Raw genomic sequence first — 21,648 nt, forward strand, 5'->3', positions numbered from 1 at the left:
ATGGCCGAGATCCGCATCCACCACCTGCACAAGCGCTTCAGCGACTTCGTCGCCGTGCGCGACTCCACGCTGACGCTGGAAGACGGCAAGTTCGTCGTCCTGCTCGGCCCCTCGGGCTGCGGCAAGACCACCACGCTGCGCATGCTCGCGGGCCTCGAGTTCCCGACCTCCGGCTCTATCACGCTGGCCGGCCAGGACGTGACCTACTTGCGCCCGCGCGAGCGCGACATCGCGATGGTGTTCCAGCTCTTCGCGCTCTACCCGCACCTGGGCGTGCGGGGAAACCTCGAGTTCCCCCTGCGCAACGAAGGACTCCCGCGCGCCGAGATCGACCGCCGCGTGGCCGACGTGGCAGCCATCCTGCGCATCGAGCACCTGCTGGGCGCGCGCGTGGGCGGGCTCTCGGGCGGCGACCGGCAGCGCGTCGCGCTGGGCCGCGCCATCGTGCGCCAGCCCCAGGCCTTCCTGATGGACGAGCCGCTGGGCACGCTCGATGCCGAGTTCCGCGAGCTGATGTGCGTGGAGCTGCGCAAGCTGCACGCACGCCTCGCCACCACCACCGTCTTCGTCACCCACGACCAGAACGAGGCGATGGCGCTGGCCGATCACATCGTGGTGATGGACCGCGGCGAGATCCTGCAGTCCGACACGCCGGGCGGCATCTACAACGCGCCGAGCTGCATGTTCGTGGCGCGCTTCATCGGCCGGCCGCCGATGAACTTCCTGCCGGTCGCCGGCGCGGTGCGTGCAGGAGACGTAGCGGTGTCGCTGGCCGGCGTGCGCGTGGCGGTGCCGCGCACCCAGGCCGATGCGGCCGGCGCGGTGCTCGGCGTGCGGCCGGAGCATGTGTGCATGGGCGCGCAGGGAGAGGGGCTGGCCGCCGAGGTGCGCCACGTCGAGTACTTCGGCTCGCACTGGATCGCCGAGCTCGCCACCGCGGCCGGCACGCTGAAGGCGGTGGTCCACAAATCGCAGCGCCCGGTGCCGGGGGAGCGCGTCGCCGTGGCCTTCGACACCGCGCGCGTGGTGCTGTTCGACGCCGCCACCGAGCAGCTGCTCCCCAGCGCCGACAAGCGCCAACTCCATGAGGGCCCGTGCCATGGCCAGCATTGAACTGAGTGGCGTGAGCCGCGCCTTCGGCGAGGTCAAGGCCGTGAGCGAGCTGAGCCTCCACGTCGCCGACGGCGAATTCCTGGTGCTGCTGGGCCCGAGCGGCGCGGGCAAGACCACCACGCTGCGCCTCGTTGCTGGCCTGGAGCGGCCCGATGCCGGGTGTGTCCGCATGGACGGCCACGACGTCACCGGCAGCCTCCCCGCAAGCCGCGACTGCGCCTTCGTCTTCCAGCAGTACTCGCTTTACCCGCACCTGAGCGTGTTCGACAACCTCGCCTTCCCTCTGCGATCGCCCCTGCGGCGCAGCGAACCGGCCGAGGTCAAGCGCCGCGTGGAGGAGGTGGCGGCCCTGTTGCACATCGAAGCCAAGCTCGCGCGCCGCGCCACCGAGCTCTCGGGCGGCGAGATGCAGCGCGTGGCGATCGGCCGCGCGCTGGTGCGCCGGCCGCGCGTGTTCCTGATGGACGAGCCGCTGTCCTCGCTCGATGCGCAGCTGCGCGAGGAGCTGCGCGTCGAGCTGCGCCGGCTCCAGCGCAGCACCGGCGCCACCGTGATCTACGTGACCCACGACCACGTCGAGGCCACCACCATGGCCGACCGCATCGGCATCCTCGAGCGCGGCGTGCTGCAGCAGCTCGGCACGCCGCTGGAGGTCTACGGCGATCCGCGCACCCTGCCGGTGGCGCAGCGCCTGGGCTCGCCCGCCATCAACGTGCTGCCGGCGCAGTGGTTCGAGGGCCGTGCGCCTGCCGGCACTGCGCATGTGGCGATCCGGCCGGAGGACGTGCGGCTGTCCCCCGAGGGCGAGGCCGCGGGCTTCCGCGTCATCGAGTGCTCGCTGGTGAAGCACCAGCTGGTGGCCGAGCGGCAGGGCATCGAGGTGCACGCGCGCGTGATGCTCGACCAGCCGCTCGCACCGGGATCGCCGGCGCGCTTCGGCTTTCCGGCCGAGCGCTGCCTTTTCTTCGACGCGGCCGGCCGCCGGCTGGCGGGCGCCGCACATCCGGGAGGCCTATGAAGACGCAACACATCATCGAGGCGGTGGAGGCCGTGCAGGCGGCCATCCTCGCCAACGAGAGCCAGATCGAGTCGCTGGACCGCGCCATCGGCGACGGCGATCATTTCATCAACGTGCGGCGTGGCTGCGAGGTGCTGATGGGCCTGCGCGGCGAGATCGCACCGCTGCCGCCGGGCGAGGCCTTCGGCAAGATCGGCATGAAGCTGCTGTCCACCATCGGGGGCGCCTCGGGGCCCCTGATCTCGAGCTTCTTCATCGCGATGGGCAAGAGCCTGGCCGGCATCGCCGAGCCCGACCGGGTGCAGTTCGCCGCCGCCTTCGCCGCCGGCGTCGAGGCCATCAAGAGCCGCGGCAAGGCCGACCTGGGCGAGAAGACCATGCTCGACGTGCTGATCCCGGTGTCGCGGCTGCTGCAGCGCCTGGCCGAGCAGGGCGCGCCGCTGCCCGCGCTGTGCGGGCAACTCGCGGCCGAGGCGCATCGCAACATGCTCGCCACGCGCGACATGACCGCCACCAAGGGCCGTGCCTCCTTCCTCGGCGAACGCGCCATCGGGCACATCGACCCCGGATCGAAGACCTGCGAGGTCGCCATCGCCGCGGTCTGCGACACCCTCAAGGAGCCGGCATGAAGAAGTTCGTCAACGAGGTGGATTCGATGCTGCGCGAGTCCCTGAGCGGCCTGATCGAGGCGCACCCGCAGCTGTTGCGCGTCGAGTTCGAGCCCACCTTCGTCGCCCGGCGCGAGGGCGCGGCGAACAAGGTGGCCCTGATCTCCGGCGGCGGCTCGGGCCACGAGCCGCTGCACGCCGGCTTCGTGGGCCGCGGCATGCTCGATGCGGCGTGCCCGGGCCAGGTCTTCACCAGCCCCACGCCCGACCAGATGCTGGCCGCCGCGGCCGCGGCCGACACCGACCGGGGCGTGCTCTTCATCGTCAAGAACTACGCCGGGGACGGCATGAACTTCCAGATGGCGGCCGAGATGCTGGAGACGGAGAACGCCACCGTGCTGGTCAACGACGACGTGGCGGTCGAGAACTCCACCCACACCACCGGCCGCCGCGGCGTGGCGGGCACGCTGGTGGTCGAGAAGATGGTCGGTGCGCTGGCCGAGCAGGGCGCGGCGCTGGCCGAGTGCAAGGCGCTGGGCGACCGCGTGAACGCGGCGACCGCTTCGATGGGCGTGGCCTTCACAAGCTGCACGGTGCCGGCGGCGGGGCGGCCCACCTTCGACATCGGGCCCGACGAGATCGAGATCGGCGTCGGCATCCACGGCGAGCCGGGCCGCCGGCGTGCGGCCCACATGCCCGCGGACGAGATCGTGCGCACGCTGCTGGATGCGATCCTGGGCGACCTGAAGCCGCAGCGCGGCCGGCAGCTACTGCTGCACGTCAACGGCTTCGGCGGTACGCCCCTGATGGAGCTCTACCTGCTGCACCACGCGGCCAACCGGCGCCTGAAGGCCGAGCGGCTGGCGCCGGTGCGCTCGCTGGTGGGCAACTACACCACTTCGCTGGAGATGGCCGGGGCTTCGCTGACCGTGACCTTGCTGGACGACGAACTGCTGGCGCTGTGGGATGCGCCGGTGCATACGGCGGCGCTGCGCTGGTAAGCGGCGTTCGACCGCGCGGGCGCGCGAAAGCCGGTTCGCGCAATGCCGTACCGGCGCAGCCTCTACGTCGTCGCAGCCTGCGCGGCGATGGTGTCGTAGAACTCCATGAAGTCCACGACCTTGCCATCGCGAAGGCGATGCACGTCGGCCTTGGGCGACTTCATGATCTTGCCGGTGCCGCGGTGCTTCCATTCGCAGCTGCCCAGCATCACGACGCGATCGCCCTGGGCGATGAACTCGTCCGCGTTGTAGCTGAGCAGTTCCCAGTCCTTGCCCAGCTCCTGGAAGTAGTTCTGCACTTCGTCCTTCGAGCGGCAGGCCCGGGTGAATTCCATGCCGGCAGCGCCTGCGGCCAGCGAGCGCCACTGCACGTCGTCGGAGAGCAGCGCCATCCAGCAGGAGACGCCCTCGCAGTCGCCCTTGGACTGGTTCCAGAGCGCATAGCCCTTCTTGAGCAGCGCCACGTTGTTGCTCTCTTCTTCGGTCATGAGTGCCTCCGGTTCTACGGTTCTTCTTCCACGGAAAAGCGGACCGCGTCGCCCTGCGGCCGCCAGCGACTGACGACCCGCGCATCTTGCGCCGGATCCGGCGGAATCCGCAATCGGCCTTTGGACAGATGCCGCCGCGCTGCCTAATCGCTTGCACGCCGGCCGACGCGCGGTGAATATGTCGCGGTGAGGCCACCGAAGGCCGTGCTCTTTTGCACGCTTCGCCAGCTTCCGTGCGTTCTGGGCGCGTGGCGTGACTTCCGCCACTTCCGCGCGCCGCCGTGCGGGGGTTCAATGACCTGACCCGCCTTCCATCCGAGGCTCCTCATGTTCACTGCCCTGTTGAGCTCCTGCATCCGCATCTGGCGCCGCTCCCCGAGACGGCGCCAGCGCCTGTCCGTCTTCGCACAGGCGCACGGCCAGACCATGCTGCTGGACTGCCAGCGGCACCCGCGCGGCTGGTCGGGGGTGGTGAAGATCCGCGAGGCGTCTCAGGAGCGCGTCGTCCATGTGTGCGCCGAGCTGCGCGCGACGGTCGACGATGCGCTGGGCGACGCCGAGCACGATGCGCAGCGGCTGGTGCTGATGTTCGTGCAGTGAGGACAGCGCTGGCGATGCCAGCCTTGGGGGTCAGCCGGGAGCGATCGAAGACCGCCAAGAGTTCCTCGGCCCACGTCTGCAGGCCTCGCCTCATGCGCTCGCGATGGTCGCTCTATCAACTCGTGTAATGTTGTGCTCTTGTGGGAACTTAGCTTCACGCCATGAGCAAGGCATTCACCAAAGAGAACGATTCGGACGACGACGATGACGGCGCCGCCGGCGTTCCGCCGCTGCCCGCCGGGGGCAAGAACTACATCACGCCGCAGGGCTATGCCCGTCTTCGCGACGAGCTGCTCGAATTGATGGACGTCGAGCGGCCCAAGGTGGTCGAGGCCGTTCACTGGGCGGCCAAGAACGGCGACCGGTCCGAGAACGGCGACTATCTCTACGGCAAGAAGCGCTTGCGCGAGATCGACCGGCGCATCCGCTTCCTGACCAAACGGCTCGAAGTGGCCGAGGTGACGGACCCTTCGGTCCACCATGGCCGTGACCAGGTCTTCTTCGGTGCCACCGTCCGCTACGCAGACGAGACCGGCGACGAGCGTGAGCTGACCATCATGGGCATCGACGAGGCCGAGAGCGCACAGGGCCAGGTGAGCTGGATCTCCCCGATCGCCAGGGCCCTGATCAAGGCGCGCGAAGGCGACGTGGTCAAGCTGGCGACGCCCGGGGGCGTACATGAGATCGAGGTGTTGTCGGTGAGCTATCCGCCGCCGTCGCCCGCGGCCGGCTGAAGCTCAGGGCGCCGGAACGGTCCGCGCGGCGGCGAGTACCGAGGGGGTGCGCCGCGCCGCCCGCAACACGGCCTCGAGGTGGGTGCGGTCGCGCACCGCGATCACGAAGCGCAGGTCGGTGGAGTCCTGCGGCGTCTCGTCGGCCATCTCCACGTGGGTGATGTCGGCTTCGGCATCCGCCAGCGTGGCGGCGACGCGTGCCAGCACGCCCTTGTCGTTGCGCACGGTGATCACAACGCCCGTCTCGAAGGGCCGCACCGGTTCGTCCGCCCATTCGACGGCGAAGAAGCGTTCGCTGTCCTTGTGCCGCAGGCGCTGGCCGACGCCGCAAGCCTCGGTGTGCACCACCAGGCCTTCGCCGTGGCCGAGGTAGCCCACGATCGGGTCGTCGGGAATGGGTCGGCAGCACAGAGCGAAGCGTACCGAGGAGTTCTCGCTGCCGTCCAGCGTGACGGCACCTTGCGAGACGGCCTCGTGCGCGGTGAAGCGCTCGCGGCTCAGCATCAACGCATCGGGCTTCTCGCCGCGTTCCGCCAGCAGCGCCATCAGCCGCTTGGCAACGATGGTCGCGATGCGCTTGCCCAGGCCGATGTCGGTCAGCAATTCGGAGCGGCTGCGGTTCCCGGTAAAGCGCAGCAGCTTCTCCCAGATCTGCTGGTGTTCCTCGTTGTCTTCCGGCAGGTTGCCGAGGCCCTCGGCGCGCAGCGCCTGCGCCAGCAGCTTTTCGCCCAGGCCTTCCGACTCGGCATGCGCGAGGGTCTTGAGGTAGTGGCGGATCTTCGAGCGCGCACGGCCGGTGCGCACGAAGCCCAGCCAGGCCGGATTGGGCGTCGATACCGGTGCCGTGATGACCTCCACCACATCGCCGTTCTTGAGCTCGGTGCGCAGCGGGACCTGGTCGCCGTTGATGCGCGCAGCCGAGGTGTGATCGCCGATGTTGCTGTGGATGGCATAGGCGAAATCGACCACCGTCGCGCCGCGCGGCAGCGCCAGGATCTGACTCTTGGGCGTGAAGACATAGACCGCGTCGGGGAAGAGGTCGACCTTGACGTGGTCCCAGAACTCGGCGGCGTCCCGCGTCTCGTCCTGGATGTCGAGCAGGGACTGCAGCCACTTGGTGCCCAGCCGGTCGCCGGTTGCCGCGCTCGGTTCGGCCGCCTTGTAGAGCCAGTGGGCGGCCACGCCGGACTCGGCGACCACGTGCATGGCCTCGGTGCGCAGCTGGAACTCGACGCTCACGCCAGCCGGCCCCACCAGCGTGGTGTGCAGCGACTGGTAGCCGTTGAGCTTGGCGATCGCGATGTGGTCCTTGAACTTGCCCGGCAGGGGCTTGTACATCTGGTGCAGGATGCCCAGCCCGGTGTAGCAGGCGATCACCGTCGGCACGATCAGGCGGAAGCCGTAGATGTCGGTCACCTGGGCGAAGCTCAGGTGCTTTTCTTCCATCTTGCGGTAGATGGAGTAGAGCGTTTTCTCGCGGCCCGCGATGCGCACGCTCATGTTGGCCCCGGCGAAGGCGGTTTCCAGTTCCTGCTGCACCTTCTGGATCAGGTCGCGGCGCCGGCCGCGGGCCTTGGCCACGGCCTTCGCGAGGATCGCGTAACGCCAGGGCCGCAGGTGGCGGAAGGACAAGTCCTGCAGTTCGCGGTAAGTCTGGTTGAGCCCGAGCCGATGCGCGATCGGTGCGTAGATCTCGAGGGTTTCGCGCGAGATGCGGGCCCATTTCTCGCGCGGCGCATCCTCGAGCGTGCGCATGTTGTGCGTGCGGTCCGCCAGCTTGACCAGGATGACGCGCACGTCGCGCGCCATCGCCAGCAGCATCTTGCGAAAGGACTCGGCCTGGTTCTCCTCGCGCGTGTTGAAGCGCAGCTTGTCCAGCTTGGTGAGGCCGTCGACCAGTTCCGCCACCGGGGCGCCGAAGCGCTCGATCAACTCCGACTTGGTGACGCCGCAATCCTCGATCGCATCGTGCAGCAGGGCGGCCATCAGCGCCTGCGCGTCGAGCTTCCACTCCGCGCACTGCGCGGCCACGGCGATGGGGTGGGTGATGTAGGGCTCGCCGCTGTTGCGCAACTGGCCCAGGTGGGCCTCGTCGGCGAAACGGTAGGCGCGGCGCACCTGCTCCACATCCTCGGCGCTCAGGTAGTCGAGGCGGTCCGTCAGCGCGGCAAAGCTGGCGGCTGCTGCGTTCAGCGCCGCCGGACTGGGCCGGGGCGTGCCCTTGGGGGCACCGGACTGGGACTTGACAACCGCGCTCATGCTTGTCACTTTAGCTTGGCGGCCGGTTCGATGTGTTTGTGCAACAAAAAAGCACCGCGTCGCGGTGCTTCTTTGTTGCAGGTGTGCGTCAGCTCAACCGGGGACTTTCTTGAGCATTTCGAGGCCGATCTTGCCTTCCGCGATCTCCCGCAGAGCTGTGACGCCCGGCTTGTTCTTGCTCTCGATCTTCGGTGCGTGGCCCTGGCTCAGCATGCGCGCACGGTAGGTGGCGGCCAGCACGAGCTCGAAGCGGTTCGGGATCTTTTGCAGGCAATCTTCGACGGTGATACGGGCCATGGTGGTCTTTCGGCTTACAGGCGGTAGATGATCGGGTCAGGGAATGTTCAACGCGGCGAAGGTGTCTGCACGCGCCCGGCGCTGTGCGGAGTACCGGAGCCGCTGAGCGTGGACAATCGCCTTCAGATCGAAAAGCGCGCGCTCAAATAACTCGTTGATTATAACGAAGTCGAATTCATTCGCGCGTGCCATCTCTTCCGCGGCGTTCTGCAGCCGCAGCTCGATGACCTCGGCGCTGTCCTCGCCGCGCCGTTCGAGCCGGGATCGCAGCTCTTCCCAACTCGGCGGCAGGATGAAGACCGTCACTGCGTTGGCGAAGGTCTTGCGGATCTGGATTGCGCCCTGGAAGTCGATCTCGAGGATGACATCCGCGCCCTTGGCGATGCGGTCCTCGATGGCCTTCTTCGAGGTGCCGTAGCGCTGCCCGTGCACATGCGCCCATTCGACGAAGGCGTCGGCGGCGACCATCGCATCGAATTCTGCATGCGGGACGAAAAAGTATTCGCGGCCGTGCTTCTCCTGGCCGCGCGGCGGGCGCGTGGTATGCGACACCGAGGGCTGGACCGCGGTGTCGAGCTCCATCAAGGCCTTGACCAGGCTCGACTTGCCGGCGCCGCTCGGCGCGGCCACCACGAAGATATTGCCGGGGTAATCCATTCGCGCGTTCCCTGTTTCTCTGTTATTCGATGTTCTGCACCTGCTCGCGCATCTGTTCGATGAGCACCTTCATGTCCACCCCGATGCGGGTGAGCTCCAGCGTCGCCGACTTGGAGCCCAGCGTGTTGGCTTCGCGATGCAGCTCCTGGATCAGGAAGTCGAGCCGCTTGCCGATCTCGCCGCCCTTCTTGACCATCCGCTCGATCTCGTCCAGGTGCGAGCCCAGGCGCGTGAGCTCTTCCGCGACGTCGATGCGGATCGCGAAGGCCGTGGCCTCGGCCAGCGCGCGGTCCTGCGCCGCCTCTGGCGGCGTGCCGCCGCTCGCGCCCAGCGCTTCCTGCCAACGTTCCAGGAAGCGGTTGCGCTGCTGCTCGACCAGCTGGGGAACCAGCGGCAGCGCCTGCGCGACCAGGGCGCGCAGCTGGGCCAGGTGGTCCTGCAGCATCTTGGCCAGGCGTGCGCCTTCGCGTTCGCGCGAGGTCATCAAGCCCTTGAGCGCCTTCGCCGCCAGCTCGGACAGCTCGGGGCCCCAGTCGCTCCTGGTGGTGGTGTCGCCGGCCGCCAGGCGCAGCACATCGGCCACGCTGAGCTCGCGGGCCGTGGGCAGCCAGGCTTGGATGCTGTCCTGCAGGCCGTTGAGCCGCTGCAGCAGCTTGGTCGAGGGTTCGCCGATGCCCCCCGCGGCGCCGCTCTCGATCGCAGCGCGCAGCTCGACCTTGCCGCGTTTGAGCTGCCCGGTCAGCAGCTCCCGCAGCATGGGCTCGTGCTGGCGCAGCTCTTCGGGGAGCTTGAATGTGAGGTCGAGAAAGCGGCTGTTGACCGAGCGGATCTCGACTCCGAGCCGGCCCGCGCCGACGGTTCGCGGCTCGGCATCCGGGTGACCGCTGCCCGCGGCGCTCTGGCCGCTGGCATAGCCGGTCATGCTGTAAACTGGCATCGCGCCTCGCTCTTGAATTGGTGTGCACGCCCCGAGACAACGGCACCGCCTTCGCTTGCCGCACCTCCGCCTTGGGGCGAAACTCCCGGATTATGTCAAAGGTCAAACCTTCGCCCTTGCTGCCCGACACGGTCATTGGCGGTTATCGCGTCGTGCGTCGCATCTCCGCTGGTGGGTTCGGTGTGGTCTATCTTGCCGTCGACCACAGCGGTCAACAGGTCGCGATCAAGGAATACCTTCCCTCCTCGCTGGCCACGCGCGGCACCGGCGAACTCTGCCCCCAGGTGCCACCCGAGAAGCTGTCGCTCTACCGCCTGGGGCTCAAGAGCTTCTTCGAAGAAGGGCGCTCGCTCGCGCAGATCTCGCATGCGTCGGTGGTCAGCGTGCTCAACTTCTTTCGCGAGAACGAGACCGTCTACATGGTCATGAACTACCTGGAGGGCGCCACCCTGCAGGACTTCATCGTGACTGCGCGCGACCTCAAGAAGCAGAAGGTCTTCCGCGAATCCACCATCCGCTCGCTGTTCGACGAGATCCTGCGCGGCCTGCGCATCGTGCACCAGCACAAGATGCTGCACCTGGACATCAAGCCCGCCAACATCTTCGTGACCGATGACGACCGCGCAGTGATGATCGACTTCGGCGCCGCGCGCGAGGTGCTCTCCAAGGAGGGCAACTTCATCCGTCCGATGTACACGCCCGGCTTCGCGGCCCCCGAGATGTACCGCCGCGATTCGTCGATGGGCCCGTGGACCGACATCTACGCCATCGGCGCCTGCATCTACGCCTGCATGCAGGGCTATCCCCCCAACGACGCGCCTCAGCGCATCGAGAAAGACCGGCTCGGCCTGTCGCTGTCGCGCCTGCGCGGCATCTATTCCGACAACCTGATCGAGGTGGTCGAGTGGTGCATGTCGCTCGACCCGCTGTCGCGCCCGCAGTCGGTCTTCGCGCTCCAGAAGGAGCTCAGCCGAGAGGGCGAGCGCCGCTACACCAAGCTCACCGTGAGCGAGAAGGTGCGGCTGTCGATCGACAACATGCGCTCCTTCGAGAAAAAAGGCCTGCCCAAAGCGGCGGCTCCGACAACGCGACCGGCATGATGTCTCCCCACGCTTATCACTTCGTGTATTCGCTGCCCCCCCAGGGGGGGCTCAGCGCCCTTCGGGCGGCCGGGCGGGCGCTGTGAAATTTTCCGTCTTCCAGGTCAGCCGCAAGGGCGGCCGTCTCAAGAACGAAGACCGCATGGGCTACTGCTACACGCGCGAGTCGGGCCTCTTCGTGCTGGCCGACGGCATGGGCGGGCATCCCGAAGGCGAAGTGGCCGCCCAGATGGCGCTGCAGACCATCGCGGCGCTCTACCAGCGCGAGGCGCGGCCGGTGTTGAAGGATGTGAAGGCCTTTCTCACGGCGTCCGTGATGGCCGCGCACCAGCAGATCATGCGCTACGCGGGCAACAAGGGCATGCTCGACACACCCCGCACGACGGTGGTGGCGGCGGTCCTGCAAGGCACCACCGCGACCTGGATCCATTGCGGCGACTCCCGGCTCTACGTGATTCGCGACGGCGAGATGCTGATGCGCACGCGCGACCATTCGCATGCCGAGCGGCCGCGGCCGGGCGGGGCGACGGGCGCGGACGTGGTCAACCGCAACCTGCTGCTGACCTGCCTCGGCTCGCCCACTACGCCCCTTTTCGACATTTCCCCCCCGCTGCAGCTGCAGCGAGGCGATCGCATCATGCTGTGCTCCGACGGCCTGTGGAGCGTGCTGGACGAGAGCCTGATCGTGCGCACCCTGTCCTCCGGCAAGCCGGTATCGGACGCCGCGCCCGATCTCGCCGAGATGGCCTTGCGCAACGGCGGCACCCACAGCGACAACGTGACGCTGATCGCGCTCGAATGGGAAACGCCGGACGCGCCGGGCCAGACCCGCGGCGTGTCCACCGACAGCATCAGCGACGGCGTCTTCGCCTCCACCATCCAGGCGGGCATGCCCTCCGACAGCGAGCTCGACGACCTCGACGAGGACGCCATCGAGCGCTCGATCGCCGAGATCAACGAAGCCATCAAGCGCTCCTCCGCCGCGCGCAAGTCCTGATCCTTCTTCTTTTCTTGGGTTGACATGACAGTTTTCGTACGAAGCGGCGACCGTGCCGCCGACCAGCTGCGCTCCGTTCGCATCACGCGCGGCTTCACCATCCATGCCGAGGGCTCGGTGCTGATCGAGTTCGGCCAGACGCGCGTACTCTGCACCGCCTCGGTGGAAGAGAAGGTGCCGCCGCACAAGCGCGGCAGCGGCGAGGGCTGGGTCACGGCCGAGTACGGCATGCTCCCGCGCGCCACCCACACGCGCAGCGACCGAGAGGCCGCACGCGGCAAGCAAAGCGGCCGCACGCAGGAGATCCAGCGTCTCATCGGCCGCTCGATGCGCGCCGTCTTCGACCTGGCCGCCCTCGGCGAGCGCACCATCCACCTCGACTGCGACGTGCTCCAGGCCGACGGCGGCACCCGCACCGCGGCCATCACCGGTGCCTTCGTCGCGGCGCAGGATGCGGTCAACAAGCTGCTGGCGGCCGGCACTCTCGCGGCTTCGCCGATCCGGGGCCATGTGGCCGCTGTTTCCGTCGGTATCGTGCAAGGCACGCCGCTGCTCGACCTCGAGTACGTCGAAGATTCCGCCTGCGACACCGACATGAACGTGGTGATGACCGGCGCCGGGCATTTCGTGGAAGTGCAGGGCACGGCCGAAGGGGCCGCCTTCTCGCGCGAAGAGATGAATGCGCTGCTGCTGCTGGCCGAGAAGGGTATCGCCGAGCTCACGGCTCTGCAGGCGCAGGCGCTGGCCGGCTGATGGAGCGACGACGTCGATGAAGCTGGTCCTGGCCTCCAACAACGCCGGCAAGCTCGCCGAACTGCAGCATTTGTTTGCGCCGCTCGACGTTGCGCTGGTGCGCCAGGCGGAGCTCGGCGTCGGCGAGGCAGATGAGCCCTTCTTCACCTTCGTCGAGAACGCGCTGGCCAAGGCGCGGCACGCCGCGGCGGCCACCGGCCTGCCGGCGATCGCCGACGATGCGGGCCTCTGCGTCGAGGCTTTCGGCGGTCTACCAGGCGTGGCCACCGCCTACTACGCCACGCGCTTCGGCTACGAGAAGGGCGACGCCAACAACGTGCGCGCGCTGCTCGAGCAGATGGCCGGGATCGAAGATCGCCGTGCTGCGCTGGTCAGCACGCTGGTGGCGCTGCGCAGCCCCGAGGACCCGGAGCCGCTGATCGCCGTCGGCCGTGCCGCGGGCCAGATCACGCGCGAGCCGATCGGCGAGAACGGCTTCGGCTTCGACCCCGTGATGTGGCTGCCGCAGTTCGGCAAGACCTTTGCCCAGCTGCCGCCCGAGCTGAAGAACGCCCACAGCCATCGGGGCCAGGCAGCGCGCGCGATGCTCGCCCTGATGCGGGAGCGCTGGCTGTGAGCCTTGCCATCCCGATCGCCGACGAGCGTGCACAGGCGCGCGGCGACGGCGCGGAGCGGGCGAACGACGTGCTGCACTGGGTGCGCCCCGGTCCGCTGCAGCTGTCGGCGTTGCCGCCGCTCTCGCTCTACGTGCATCTGCCCTGGTGCCTGCGCAAGTGCCCCTATTGCGACTTCAATTCGCACGAGTGGCGCGGCGATGGCGGCGAGGCGCCGCTGCCCGAGCAGCGCTACCTCGACGCGCTGATCGCCGACCTCGACGCGGCTCTGCCGCTCGTCTGGGGCCGCAGCGTGCACAGCATCTTCATCGGCGGCGGAACGCCCAGCCTGTTCTCGCCGGCCTCCATCGACCGCCTGCTCGGCGACCTGCGGGCCCGGCTCAAGCTGGCGCCCGACTGCGAGATCACGCTGGAGGCCAATCCGGGCACCTTCGAGCGTGATCGCTTCCGCGGCTATCGCGCCGCCGGCGTCACCCGGCTGTCGGTCGGCGTGCAGAGCTTCAACGACGCGCATTTGAAGGCGCTCGGCCGGGTGCACGACCGCGCCCAGGCCATCGCGGCGGTCGAGGAAGCGGCGCAGGCCTTCGACACCTTCAATCTCGACCTGATGTACGCGCTGCCGGGCCAGACGCCCGACGAGCTCGACGCCGACCTGACGCAGGCGCTGGCGCTCGCGCCGCCGCACCTGTCGGTCTACCACCTGACCATCGAGCCCAACACCTACTTCGCCAAGTTCCCGCCGGTGGTGCCGGAGGACGATGTGGCCTACGCCATGCTCGACCGCATCACCGAGCGCACGGCGCAAAGCGGCCTGGAGCGCTACGAGGTCTCTGCCTATGCGCGGCCCGGCCACCACTGCGTCCACAACACCAACTACTGGCAGTTCGGCGACTACCTCGGCATCGGGGCCGGCGCGCACAGCAAGCTGAGCTTTGCGCATCGCGTCGTGCGGCAGGTGCGCTTTCGCGAACCGCGCCTCTACATGGACAATGCGCTCGCCGCGCGCGCGGTCGCGCAGAGCGACGAGGTCGGCATTGCCGAACTGCCTTTCGAATTCATGCTCAATGCGCTGCGCCTCAAGGAAGGCTTCACGCTGGCGCAGTTCGGCGAGCGCACCGGCCTGGCCATCACCGCCATCCAGCGCGGGCTCGAGGAGGCCGAGCGCAAGGGCCTGATCGAGCGCGATCTCGCACGCGTCTGGCCCACCGTCCGCGGCTTCGACTTCCTGAGCGACCTGCAGGCCATTTTTCTTTCCGACAGCTGAGACAATCAGCGCTGCCATGCCGACCCGAACCTTGCCGGAAGAAGAAGTCACCAAGCGCCGCTCGCGCGGACGGCCCAGCCCCGAACAGGCGGTGGCGCTGCGCGAAGCTTTCCTCGGCGCGGCGCTGAAATCCTTCCTCGAGCACGGCTATGCGGCCACCAGCATCGAAGCGATCGCGCGCGATGCGGGCGTGGCCAAGATCACGATCTACCGCCAGTTCGAGAACAAGGAAGCCCTGTTCCGCGAGGTCGTGCATCGCGCCGTCAGCAGTGCCCGCGAGACGATGCAAGCCACGCTGGTGCGCTCCGGCGCCGATGAACGGCAGGTGCTGCTGGACTTGGTCGAGCGCATGTACCTGAGCGCCACCGAAGCACAGACCCTGGCCCTGCTGCGCCTGGTGATCGCCGAGGCCGTGCGCTTTCCGGAGCTCGCGAAGTCGCTCTACGCCGAGAACAGCTATGTGCTCGCACCGGTGGTCGAATACCTCGGCGAGGCGCACCGCAGCGGCACGTTGCACGTCCCCGATCCCGAACTGGCGGCGGTGCAGCTCTCGACTCTGGCCTTCGGCGGCGTGCGCTTCTTCATCTCCAAGCCGCTGGCTGGCCCCGAGGAGCGCCGCGCCTGGGCCGAAGGCGTGGTCGATCTGGTGCTGCGAGGCTGGATGCCGGCGCCCACGGCAGGCGACGGCCAGGCACCGGACACCAGCGACTAAAATCCCTCGGCGCTCGTGCAATGCGGGCGCGTTCCGGAGAGTTGGGTGAGTGGTTTAAACCAGCAGTCTTGAAAACTGCCGACGGGCAACCGTCCGTGAGTTCGAATCTCACACTCTCCGCCAGTTGGGCATCCAGGATCGGGAGGCCTGGCGCGGCTTCGATGAGGTAAGCATGGCATTCCTGGATTCGCGTTGGTTCCGAGCATTCTTCGCTGCGGCATTCGGTATCGCCGTGTTCGCGGTTGTCGTCACGGGTTGGTGGGCCTCCACCTACATGATTCCGGTTCGACAGGTGAGGGACGCGGTGCAAGAGAAGCTGGGAGGCGGGGAGCCGGCGACGTTCGAGCAGGTGATCTTCAACAAGGCGACGCGTGTCGGATGCGGCTATGCCCTCGTGAAGAATCGCGCGGGCGGGGGCACGGAGAGAACGCATTTCATCCTGTTTCCCAATGGAGAGCTTGCGCTGGCTCCGGCGGACACGACGGAAGGCGATGCGGCGCAGCAGATGGCCGCGCTTGAAAAGCAGGCTCGCTACGCGGCCCTGATCGTGTCGAACTGCACGAGCTGAGCCGGACTCTCATCGACGTCACGCGCATTCACGAGAGGAGCGCCAAGCCGGCTGCTGACGGTGGCCTCTCAAAGGAACTACCGCATCAGGGCCTATTGACTGGCGCGGCGGCACCAGCGGACTCATAATGCCTTCCCGCGGCCGTGCCGGGGCCGCCTTTTCCCGCGATGAAGTGCGCGTCGCACTGACGCATAGCCAAAGGTCTTCGTTTCCCGGCGCTCTCAAGAGGACGACCACATGAGTTCATTGCAGAAGTTGCTGCCGGCCTGTGAGCCGGCGCGCAGCGAGGCCCTGGCACTGCTGGCCAAGGCCCATCACGTCCCGCGGCACCTGGTCAAGGGCATTGCGAAGCGCGGCCTGAGCGCGGTGGGCATGCCGCAGCAGCAGCAACAGCAAGAGTCCGCACAGGGACGGCCTCAATCGCCGGAAGCTCCGCTCCAGCCCAGCTGATCTCCTCCCTCCTTCGACTTCGCCCGCGCAGCGCGCCCTGGTTTCAGATCAGCGGCACGCTGGCTTCCTTGAGCACGCGCAGCACGAAGTGCGACTGGCTGTGGCGAATGCCGGGAATCTTGTAGAGCTTCTCGCGCAGGAGCCGCTCGTAGTCGCGCGTGTCGCGCACCGCGATGCGGATGTAGTAGTCGTAGTCGCCTGAAACCAGATACGCCTCCTGGATCTCCGGGATGCTGGCCAGCGCGCGGCCGAACTCGTACAGCGTCTCGTCGCTGTGGCTCTCCAGCGTGAGCTGCACGATCACCGAATCCTGGTAGCCCAGCCGGGCCGCGTCGACGTCCACCGTGTAGCGCTTGATGACGCCGCTGGCCTCCAGCTTCTTGATGCGGCTCCAGCAGGTAGTGGCCGCCAGGCCCACCTCGGCCCCGATTTCCTGCAGCGTCTTGCGCGAGTCGTGCAGCAGCACGCGCAGGATCGCCATGTCGATCTTGTCGAAAAATTCTTCGGCACCTGCCGGATTTTTGCGATTGGTCTTCAAGGAAGCTGGTGGATTCGTCCAAAAAACGAAGCACATTCTGCATCAATGTCGGAAGAATCGACGCATGCAAACCCTCGCCCCCACGCCCGCGCTGCTCGGCTTGCGCAACGGTGCCCAGGCCCTGCTCCAGACGCTGGTCGAATGCGGCGTCGACACGATCTTCGGCTACCCCGGCGGCGCCGCGCTGCCGCTCTACGACGCGCTCTTCGGCGAGCCGCGCCTGCGCCATGTGCTGGTGCGGCACGAGCAGGCGGCTGTCCATGCGGCCGAGGGCTATGCGCGCAGCACCGGCCGGGTGGGCGTGGTGCTGGTGACCTCGGGGCCCGGCGTGGGCAACACGATCACGGGGCTGCTCGATGCGATCAGCGATTCGGTGCCGCTGCTGTGCATCAGCGGCCAGGTCGCGACCGCGGTGATCGGCACCGATGCCTTCCAGGAGAGCGATGCGCTGGGCATGTCGCGACCCGTGACCAAGTGGAACCACCAGCTGCGTACGGCCGAGGAGATTCCATCCCGGGTCCGCCTCGCGCTGGAGATCGCCGCCGGCGGCCGGCCGGGGCCGGTGCTGCTCGACGTGCCCAAGGATGTGCAGCAGGCGCTGCTCGGGAATGAGGCGGCCGGGGCGGTGACGGCGCGCCGCTACCACAGCGGCGCCGATGCCCGGCTGCCGCAGGCCAGCCTGGAGCGCGCGGCCGACCTGCTGTCCACCGCGCGCCGGCCGGTGCTCTACGGTGGTGGCGGCCTGATCAACGCCGGGCCGGCCGCCTGCGAGGCTTTCTCGACACTGGCGCGTCGGCTCGACGCACCCTGCACCCTGACGCTGATGGGTCTGGGCGCCTTCCCGGCCTCCGACCCGCGCTTTCTCGGCATGCTGGGGATGCACGGCACGCTGCAGGCCAACCTGGCCATGCACGAGGCCGATCTGGTGGTCTGCGTCGGCGCCCGCTTCGACGACCGCGTGACCGGCAAGCTGGCCGAGTTCTGCCCGCAGGCGCGCAAGATCCACATCGACATCGACCCCGCGAACGTCAACAAGGTGGTGAAGGTCGACGTGCCGATGGTCGGCGATTGCGGCGCGGTGCTGGAGGCGCTGCTGCGCATGCCGGCGCTCGATGGCCTGGCGTCGGAGCGCCTGGCGCCTTGGTGGAAGCGCATCCAAGGCTGGCGCGCGCGGCGCTGCCTGGACTTCGCGCCGCGCGCCGATGCGATCCTGCCGCAACTGCTGATGGCCTCGCTGCAGCAGGCGCTGGCGGGTCGCGACGCCATCGTCTCCACCGACGTGGGCCAGCACCAGATGTGGGCTGCGCAGTACCTGTGCTTCGAGCGCCCGCGCCGCTGGCTGACTTCGGGCGGCGCCGGCACCATGGGCTACGGCCTGCCCGCCGCGATCGGCGCGCAGATCGCGCACCCCGGGGCGCTCACCGTCTGCGTGAGCGGCGATGCCTCGGTGCTGATGAACATCCAGGAGCTCTCCACCGCCGTGCAGCACCGCGCGCCGGTGAAGCTGGTGCTCTGCAACAACGGCTACATGGGCATGGTGCGCCAGTGGCAGGAGCTCAACCACGGCAACCGGCTGAGCCACAGCTGGAACGAGGCGCTGCCCGACTTCGTCGCGCTGGCGAGGGCCTTCGGCTGGGGCGCGCGACGCGTCGCCGATCCGGCGGAGCTGCCCGATGCGCTGGCCGAATGCCTGGCCAGCAGCGGCCCCTTCTTCCTCGACGTGCAGGTGGTGGCGCAGGAGAACTGCTTCCCCATGATCCCCGCGGGCCAGGGGCACCACCGCGTGATGCTGGCCAAGGACTGCTGGTACGAGGAGGTCTGAGGCGCGTCAGAGCGCTTGCGCGATCGAGCGCGGCACCTCGATCTCCATGTCCAGCAGTATCTGCGCCATGCCCTTGCCGAGCGGGTCCATGCGCATCGAGGAGGGCCCGCCGCCATCGAGGGCCTCGTACAGAAGGAGGCTCATCGCGGCAATGCCCGGCAGATGGAAGCGCTCCACCCGGCCGCGCACCAGGTGCGCGAACCAGGCCTGCACGGCCTCCGGCGTCACCCGCGCCCACAGGAGCGGGAGCCATTCGGGCCGGCGCGCAACCAGGCCGATTTTGGAGAGGTCGCCCTTGTCGCCGCTGCGCGCCCAGGCCAGCCTGACGAGGCGCACGGGCTGCGTGGGCTCGCCCTCGTCCGCGAAGGGCGCAGGCGCGGCGATCGGTGGTGTCGCGGTGTCGTCGGCCGTCGCCGCAACGGGCACCGCATGGCGCTCGCCAACACCAGGTAGTCGAGCCGGCCCCGGCGCACCAGTTGGGGCGCGGCCAACCATGCTGTCGCCCCAGAAGCCGGAGGCGCCGCCGATGCGGATGGCATTCTTCGATGCCGTCGGCGTGCTGGGCGTCATGAAACGGTCCTCGGCCGGAGCGGACGGCCCAGCCGGGCAGCTTAGCGAGGGGCCGCGGCGCCGGCTTGCGCCAACTCGCTGCGCGCGCCCTCGACCGCCCGCCGCAGCGCCGCCCGCGCGAGCAGGCGCGTGGAGTCGAAGGTGGGCAGCGGCGAGTTGGCGTCGCCGATGATCAGCGGAATCTCGGTGCAGCCGAGAATCACGGCTTCGCAGCCTTCATCCTTCATCCGCCCGATGACTTGCTGGAAGCGTGTCACGCTGCGCTCCTGGAAGCGGCCGTAGACCAACTCGTCCATGATGATGCGGTGGGTGTCATCGCGCTCCGCCTCGGTCGGGCGCACGCAGGCCAGGCCGCGTGCCGCGAGCGTTCCAGGGTAGACCTCGCTGTCGACCAGCCAGCGCGTGCCGGTCAAGCCCAGGCGGCGGAAGCCGCGCGCGACGGCTTCCTCGGCCACCACCTCGGCGATGTGCAGCCAGGGCAGCGGCGAACGCGCCTCGATCAGGGGCAGGGCCTGGTGGATCGTGTTGTCGGGGCAGACCAGGAAGTCGGCGCCGATCTGCGCGAGCTTGCGCGCCGAGGCCAGCATCAGCTCGCCCACGCCGGCGAGGTCGCCGCGGTCGAGGCATTCCACGTACTCGGCCAGCGAGGGCGTGTGCATCGAGACCTCGGGATGGGCATGCGGGCCCAGAAACGGTGCGCCTTCCGCGCAGATCGTGCGATAGCAAAGGGCCGCGCCTTCGGCGGAGCAGCCGACGATTCCGATGTGCTGGGGCATAAGTGGGTGGTGCGTCTGTGCCGATGACGCTATTGAAGCGCGATTCTGCGCGGCGCGTCCCGTGCGCCAAGTGCGTTCGCCGCGAAGCCCGGGCTAGTGGCCGCTGGGCTGAAAGTCCGTGCTTCGCAGGCAGATTTCCACCCGCGGGTTCTCGCGGTAGCGGGCCGTGGCCAGCGCGTCGATGGAATCGGCGTTCCGGTCGTAGGTGCGCACCAGCTCCGTTTCGCCGTCGGGTGCGTGGAAGCGGGCGTGCAGCGCTTCTTCGTCGATCCTGGCGATGATGCGGGCCCCGTCGTACCCGTCCGGGTAGATGGCGAACTGGACGCTGCCGGCTGCGGGAAGGAAGATTGCTTCGGAGGCCATAGGAACTTTGGTATTCGTATGGTCAGTATCGGAGTTCTTGGGTGAGCAAAAAATAGGCCTGAAGGCGTATACGCCTTACAGGGTGTGACGTATTTCACATTCCCAGGCCTTTGAAGACAAGCGGAGCAAAGCCTCCGATGCGCCGAACTTCCGGCAGGGCGGCGGGTCAGACCGGGCTTTGCCTCGCGTCCTCCCTCATGCGCTGCCTCTCCGTTCACGGATCGATCCGCCTGCTTCTTCTTGCCGCTCTGCTCGGCCCTGCTGCCGGTGCCGCGCAGGCCCAGGAACTGCCGCCCGGCGTGCGCCTGGGCATGGCGGCCGAGGACCTGCAGGCAGCGCTGCCCGGGCTGGAGCGCGTGCAACGGCCGCAGCGCCTCTCCGGCGGCCTCGCGGGCCTTTGGCGCGGGGCGCCGGCATCCGTCGCTGGCCTGCTCTTCGAGCCGGTCTACTACCTGGCCGGCGGGCAGTTGCGGCGGGTGGAGTGGGTGGCGGCCGCGCAGGCGGCGCCCGACCTCGGGGCGGCGGCCTTTGCCGAGCTGGTGGCCTGGGGTCGCGGGCAGTTCGGTCCGGAGCTGGCCTCCAGCGACCCGGGCAGCGCCTATGCGGCGTGGGTGCAGGGCGAGGTCGACATCTATGCCCAGCATGTCAACAACGCGCGCGGCGCCAGCGTGCGGCTGGTCTACAAGGCGCGGCAGATCAAGGATGCGAGCGAGCTCTGATGAAGCTGCGAACAGCTTCTGAAGCGCCCTCCGGCCTCAGTGCTCCGCCAGCATGCCGCGCTCCTCGATGAAGGACACGACATCGGCCAACCCGTCCCTCGTCTTGAGGTTGGTCATCACGAAGGGCCGCTGCTTGCGCATGCGCTTCGTGTCGGCCTCCATCACGCTGAGGTCGGCACCCACGTAGGGCGCGAGGTCGGTCTTGTTGATCACGAACAGATCGCTCTTGGTGATGCCGGGGCCGCCCTTGCGCGGGATCTTCTCGCCGGCCGCAACGTCGATCACGTAGATCGTGAGGTCGCTGAGCTCGGGGCTGAAGGTCGCGGCCAGGTTGTCGCCGCCGCTCTCGACAAACACCACGTCCGCGTCGGGAAACTCGGCCAGCATGCGATCGATGGCCTCGAGGTTGATCGAGGCATCCTCGCGGATCGCGGTGTGCGGGCAGCCGCCGGTCTCCACGCCCATGATGCGCTCGGCCGGCAGCGCGCCGGCCACCGTCAGCAGGCGCTGGTCTTCCTTGGTGTAGATGTCGTTGGTGATGGCGATCAGGTCGTACTTGTCGCGCATCGCCTTGCAGAGCATCTCCAGCAGCGTGGTCTTGCCGGAGCCGACCGGCCCGCCGATGCCCACGCGCAGGGGGGGCAGTCTCTTGGTGCGGTGGGGGATGTGGTGCAGGGCGGAGCTCATGAT

26 protein-coding genes and 1 tRNA gene are annotated in these 21,648 nt (G+C 68.4%); 17 read left to right on the forward strand and 10 right to left on the reverse strand.

Annotated elements, in window-relative coordinates:
* From AC3A6X_RS23625 to dhaK, 4 genes are read left to right on the forward strand one after another with little or no spacing between them, the layout of a single operon-like run.
* On the forward strand, positions 1–1,113 hold the full coding sequence (locus tag AC3A6X_RS23625; protein WP_487844479.1) for an ABC transporter ATP-binding protein: 1,113 nt from the start codon (positions 1–3) through the stop codon (positions 1,111–1,113).
* Complete coding sequence (locus tag AC3A6X_RS23630; protein WP_487844480.1) at positions 1,100–2,131, forward strand: ABC transporter ATP-binding protein; 1,032 nt, start codon at positions 1,100–1,102, stop codon at positions 2,129–2,131. The genes AC3A6X_RS23625 and AC3A6X_RS23630 overlap by 14 nt, the downstream gene beginning before the upstream one ends.
* The gene (gene dhaL / locus AC3A6X_RS23635) at positions 2,128–2,760 is read left to right on the forward strand and encodes a dihydroxyacetone kinase subunit DhaL (protein WP_309967425.1); all 633 of its coding nucleotides are present in this window, start codon (positions 2,128–2,130) and stop codon (positions 2,758–2,760) included. The genes AC3A6X_RS23630 and dhaL overlap by 4 nt, the downstream gene beginning before the upstream one ends.
* The gene (gene dhaK, locus AC3A6X_RS23640) at positions 2,757–3,740 is read left to right on the forward strand and encodes a dihydroxyacetone kinase subunit DhaK (RefSeq protein WP_487844481.1); all 984 of its coding nucleotides are present in this window, start codon (positions 2,757–2,759) and stop codon (positions 3,738–3,740) included. Before dhaL ends, dhaK begins: the two co-directional genes overlap by 4 nt.
* A gap of 62 nt (positions 3,741–3,802) precedes the next feature.
* On the opposite strand, the gene AC3A6X_RS23645 is transcribed toward dhaK, so the two are convergent.
* On the reverse strand, positions 3,803–4,228 hold the full coding sequence (locus AC3A6X_RS23645; RefSeq protein ID WP_487844482.1) for a nuclear transport factor 2 family protein: 426 nt from the start codon (positions 4,226–4,228) through the stop codon (positions 3,803–3,805).
* Positions 4,229–4,555: 327 nt separating this feature from the next.
* Here AC3A6X_RS23645 and AC3A6X_RS23650 point away from each other — a divergent pair, with 327 nt between their 5' ends.
* The gene (locus AC3A6X_RS23650; RefSeq protein WP_487844483.1) at positions 4,556–4,828 is read left to right on the forward strand and encodes a hypothetical protein; all 273 of its coding nucleotides are present in this window, start codon (positions 4,556–4,558) and stop codon (positions 4,826–4,828) included.
* Between the two features lie 161 nt (positions 4,829–4,989).
* Positions 4,990–5,562 carry a transcription elongation factor GreB gene (gene greB / locus AC3A6X_RS23655; protein ID WP_487844484.1) on the forward strand — a complete coding sequence of 191 codons (573 nt, stop codon included), beginning with the start codon at positions 4,990–4,992 and terminating at the stop codon, positions 5,560–5,562.
* A gap of 3 nt (positions 5,563–5,565) precedes the next feature.
* Here the strand turns inward: greB and AC3A6X_RS23660 are convergent, their stop codons facing one another.
* From AC3A6X_RS23660 to AC3A6X_RS23675, 4 genes are all read right to left on the reverse strand, one after another.
* Complete coding sequence (locus AC3A6X_RS23660) at positions 5,566–7,821, reverse strand: RelA/SpoT family protein (RefSeq protein ID WP_487844485.1); 2,256 nt, start codon at positions 7,819–7,821, stop codon at positions 5,566–5,568.
* A 93-nt stretch (positions 7,822–7,914) separates the two neighbouring features.
* A complete protein-coding gene (gene rpoZ, locus AC3A6X_RS23665) occupies positions 7,915–8,118 on the reverse strand; it encodes a DNA-directed RNA polymerase subunit omega (protein ID WP_106555888.1) in 204 nt (67 codons plus the stop codon).
* 36 nt (positions 8,119–8,154) lie between these two features.
* Complete coding sequence (gene gmk / locus AC3A6X_RS23670) at positions 8,155–8,775, reverse strand: guanylate kinase (protein ID WP_309967403.1); 621 nt, start codon at positions 8,773–8,775, stop codon at positions 8,155–8,157.
* A 22-nt stretch (positions 8,776–8,797) separates the two neighbouring features.
* Entirely contained in the window at positions 8,798–9,712 is a 915-nt protein-coding gene (locus tag AC3A6X_RS23675; protein WP_487844486.1) for a YicC/YloC family endoribonuclease, read from the reverse strand.
* A gap of 92 nt (positions 9,713–9,804) precedes the next feature.
* Here AC3A6X_RS23675 and AC3A6X_RS23680 point away from each other — a divergent pair, with 92 nt between their 5' ends.
* From AC3A6X_RS23680 to AC3A6X_RS23720, 9 genes are all read left to right on the forward strand, one after another.
* The gene (locus AC3A6X_RS23680; protein ID WP_106555885.1) at positions 9,805–10,812 is read left to right on the forward strand and encodes a serine/threonine protein kinase; all 1,008 of its coding nucleotides are present in this window, start codon (positions 9,805–9,807) and stop codon (positions 10,810–10,812) included.
* An 82-nt stretch (positions 10,813–10,894) separates the two neighbouring features.
* The gene (locus AC3A6X_RS23685; RefSeq protein WP_309967396.1) at positions 10,895–11,809 is read left to right on the forward strand and encodes a PP2C family protein-serine/threonine phosphatase; all 915 of its coding nucleotides are present in this window, start codon (positions 10,895–10,897) and stop codon (positions 11,807–11,809) included.
* Between the two features lie 24 nt (positions 11,810–11,833).
* Positions 11,834–12,562, forward strand: coding sequence for a ribonuclease PH (rph, locus tag AC3A6X_RS23690; protein ID WP_487844487.1), 729 nt, complete (start codon positions 11,834–11,836; stop codon positions 12,560–12,562).
* Positions 12,563–12,578: 16 nt separating this feature from the next.
* Entirely contained in the window at positions 12,579–13,178 is a 600-nt protein-coding gene (rdgB, locus tag AC3A6X_RS23695; RefSeq protein ID WP_487844488.1) for an RdgB/HAM1 family non-canonical purine NTP pyrophosphatase, read from the forward strand.
* Between the two features lie 14 nt (positions 13,179–13,192).
* Positions 13,193–14,440: a radical SAM family heme chaperone HemW gene (hemW, locus tag AC3A6X_RS23700; RefSeq protein ID WP_487844544.1), complete on the forward strand. Its 1,248-nt coding sequence runs from the start codon at positions 13,193–13,195 to the stop codon at positions 14,438–14,440.
* A 16-nt stretch (positions 14,441–14,456) separates the two neighbouring features.
* Positions 14,457–15,152 (forward strand): TetR/AcrR family transcriptional regulator, encoded by a 696-nt coding sequence (locus AC3A6X_RS23705; protein WP_487844489.1) that lies wholly within the window; start codon positions 14,457–14,459, stop codon positions 15,150–15,152.
* 35 nt (positions 15,153–15,187) lie between these two features.
* A tRNA-Ser gene (locus tag AC3A6X_RS23710) sits at positions 15,188–15,275 on the forward strand.
* A gap of 49 nt (positions 15,276–15,324) precedes the next feature.
* Positions 15,325–15,720 carry a hypothetical protein gene (locus AC3A6X_RS23715; protein WP_487844490.1) on the forward strand — a complete coding sequence of 132 codons (396 nt, stop codon included), beginning with the start codon at positions 15,325–15,327 and terminating at the stop codon, positions 15,718–15,720.
* A gap of 237 nt (positions 15,721–15,957) precedes the next feature.
* Positions 15,958–16,170, forward strand: coding sequence for a hypothetical protein (locus AC3A6X_RS23720; RefSeq protein WP_487844491.1), 213 nt, complete (start codon positions 15,958–15,960; stop codon positions 16,168–16,170).
* 43 nt (positions 16,171–16,213) lie between these two features.
* On the opposite strand, the gene AC3A6X_RS23725 is transcribed toward AC3A6X_RS23720, so the two are convergent.
* Positions 16,214–16,651 carry an Lrp/AsnC family transcriptional regulator gene (locus AC3A6X_RS23725; protein WP_106555913.1) on the reverse strand — a complete coding sequence of 146 codons (438 nt, stop codon included), beginning with the start codon at positions 16,649–16,651 and terminating at the stop codon, positions 16,214–16,216.
* Positions 16,652–16,772: 121 nt separating this feature from the next.
* Here AC3A6X_RS23725 and ilvB point away from each other — a divergent pair, with 121 nt between their 5' ends.
* A complete protein-coding gene (gene ilvB / locus AC3A6X_RS23730; protein ID WP_487844492.1) occupies positions 16,773–18,530 on the forward strand; it encodes a biosynthetic-type acetolactate synthase large subunit in 1,758 nt (585 codons plus the stop codon).
* Between the two features lie 6 nt (positions 18,531–18,536).
* Here ilvB and AC3A6X_RS23735 read toward each other — a convergent pair whose 3' ends face one another.
* The 3 genes from AC3A6X_RS23735 to AC3A6X_RS23745 all read right to left on the reverse strand — a co-directional run bounded on the left by AC3A6X_RS23735 (position 18,537) and on the right by AC3A6X_RS23745 (position 20,239).
* Positions 18,537–19,100, reverse strand: a complete 564-nt coding sequence (locus AC3A6X_RS23735) for an AtuA-related protein (RefSeq protein ID WP_487844493.1) — start codon at positions 19,098–19,100, stop codon at positions 18,537–18,539.
* Between the two features lie 41 nt (positions 19,101–19,141).
* Complete coding sequence (locus AC3A6X_RS23740) at positions 19,142–19,876, reverse strand: aspartate/glutamate racemase family protein (RefSeq protein WP_487844494.1); 735 nt, start codon at positions 19,874–19,876, stop codon at positions 19,142–19,144.
* Positions 19,877–19,969: 93 nt separating this feature from the next.
* Positions 19,970–20,239 carry a hypothetical protein gene (locus AC3A6X_RS23745; protein ID WP_487844495.1) on the reverse strand — a complete coding sequence of 90 codons (270 nt, stop codon included), beginning with the start codon at positions 20,237–20,239 and terminating at the stop codon, positions 19,970–19,972.
* Between the two features lie 197 nt (positions 20,240–20,436).
* Between AC3A6X_RS23745 and AC3A6X_RS23750 the strand changes: the two genes are divergently transcribed.
* The gene (locus AC3A6X_RS23750) at positions 20,437–20,958 is read left to right on the forward strand and encodes a hypothetical protein (protein WP_487844496.1); all 522 of its coding nucleotides are present in this window, start codon (positions 20,437–20,439) and stop codon (positions 20,956–20,958) included.
* 36 nt (positions 20,959–20,994) lie between these two features.
* Here the strand turns inward: AC3A6X_RS23750 and ureG are convergent, their stop codons facing one another.
* Positions 20,995–21,645 carry an urease accessory protein UreG gene (ureG, locus tag AC3A6X_RS23755; RefSeq protein WP_487844497.1) on the reverse strand — a complete coding sequence of 217 codons (651 nt, stop codon included), beginning with the start codon at positions 21,643–21,645 and terminating at the stop codon, positions 20,995–20,997.
* Positions 21,646–21,648: the final 3 nt, after the last annotated feature.

The sequence above is a fragment of the Variovorax sp. Soil_C_12 genome, assembly GCF_057657375.1.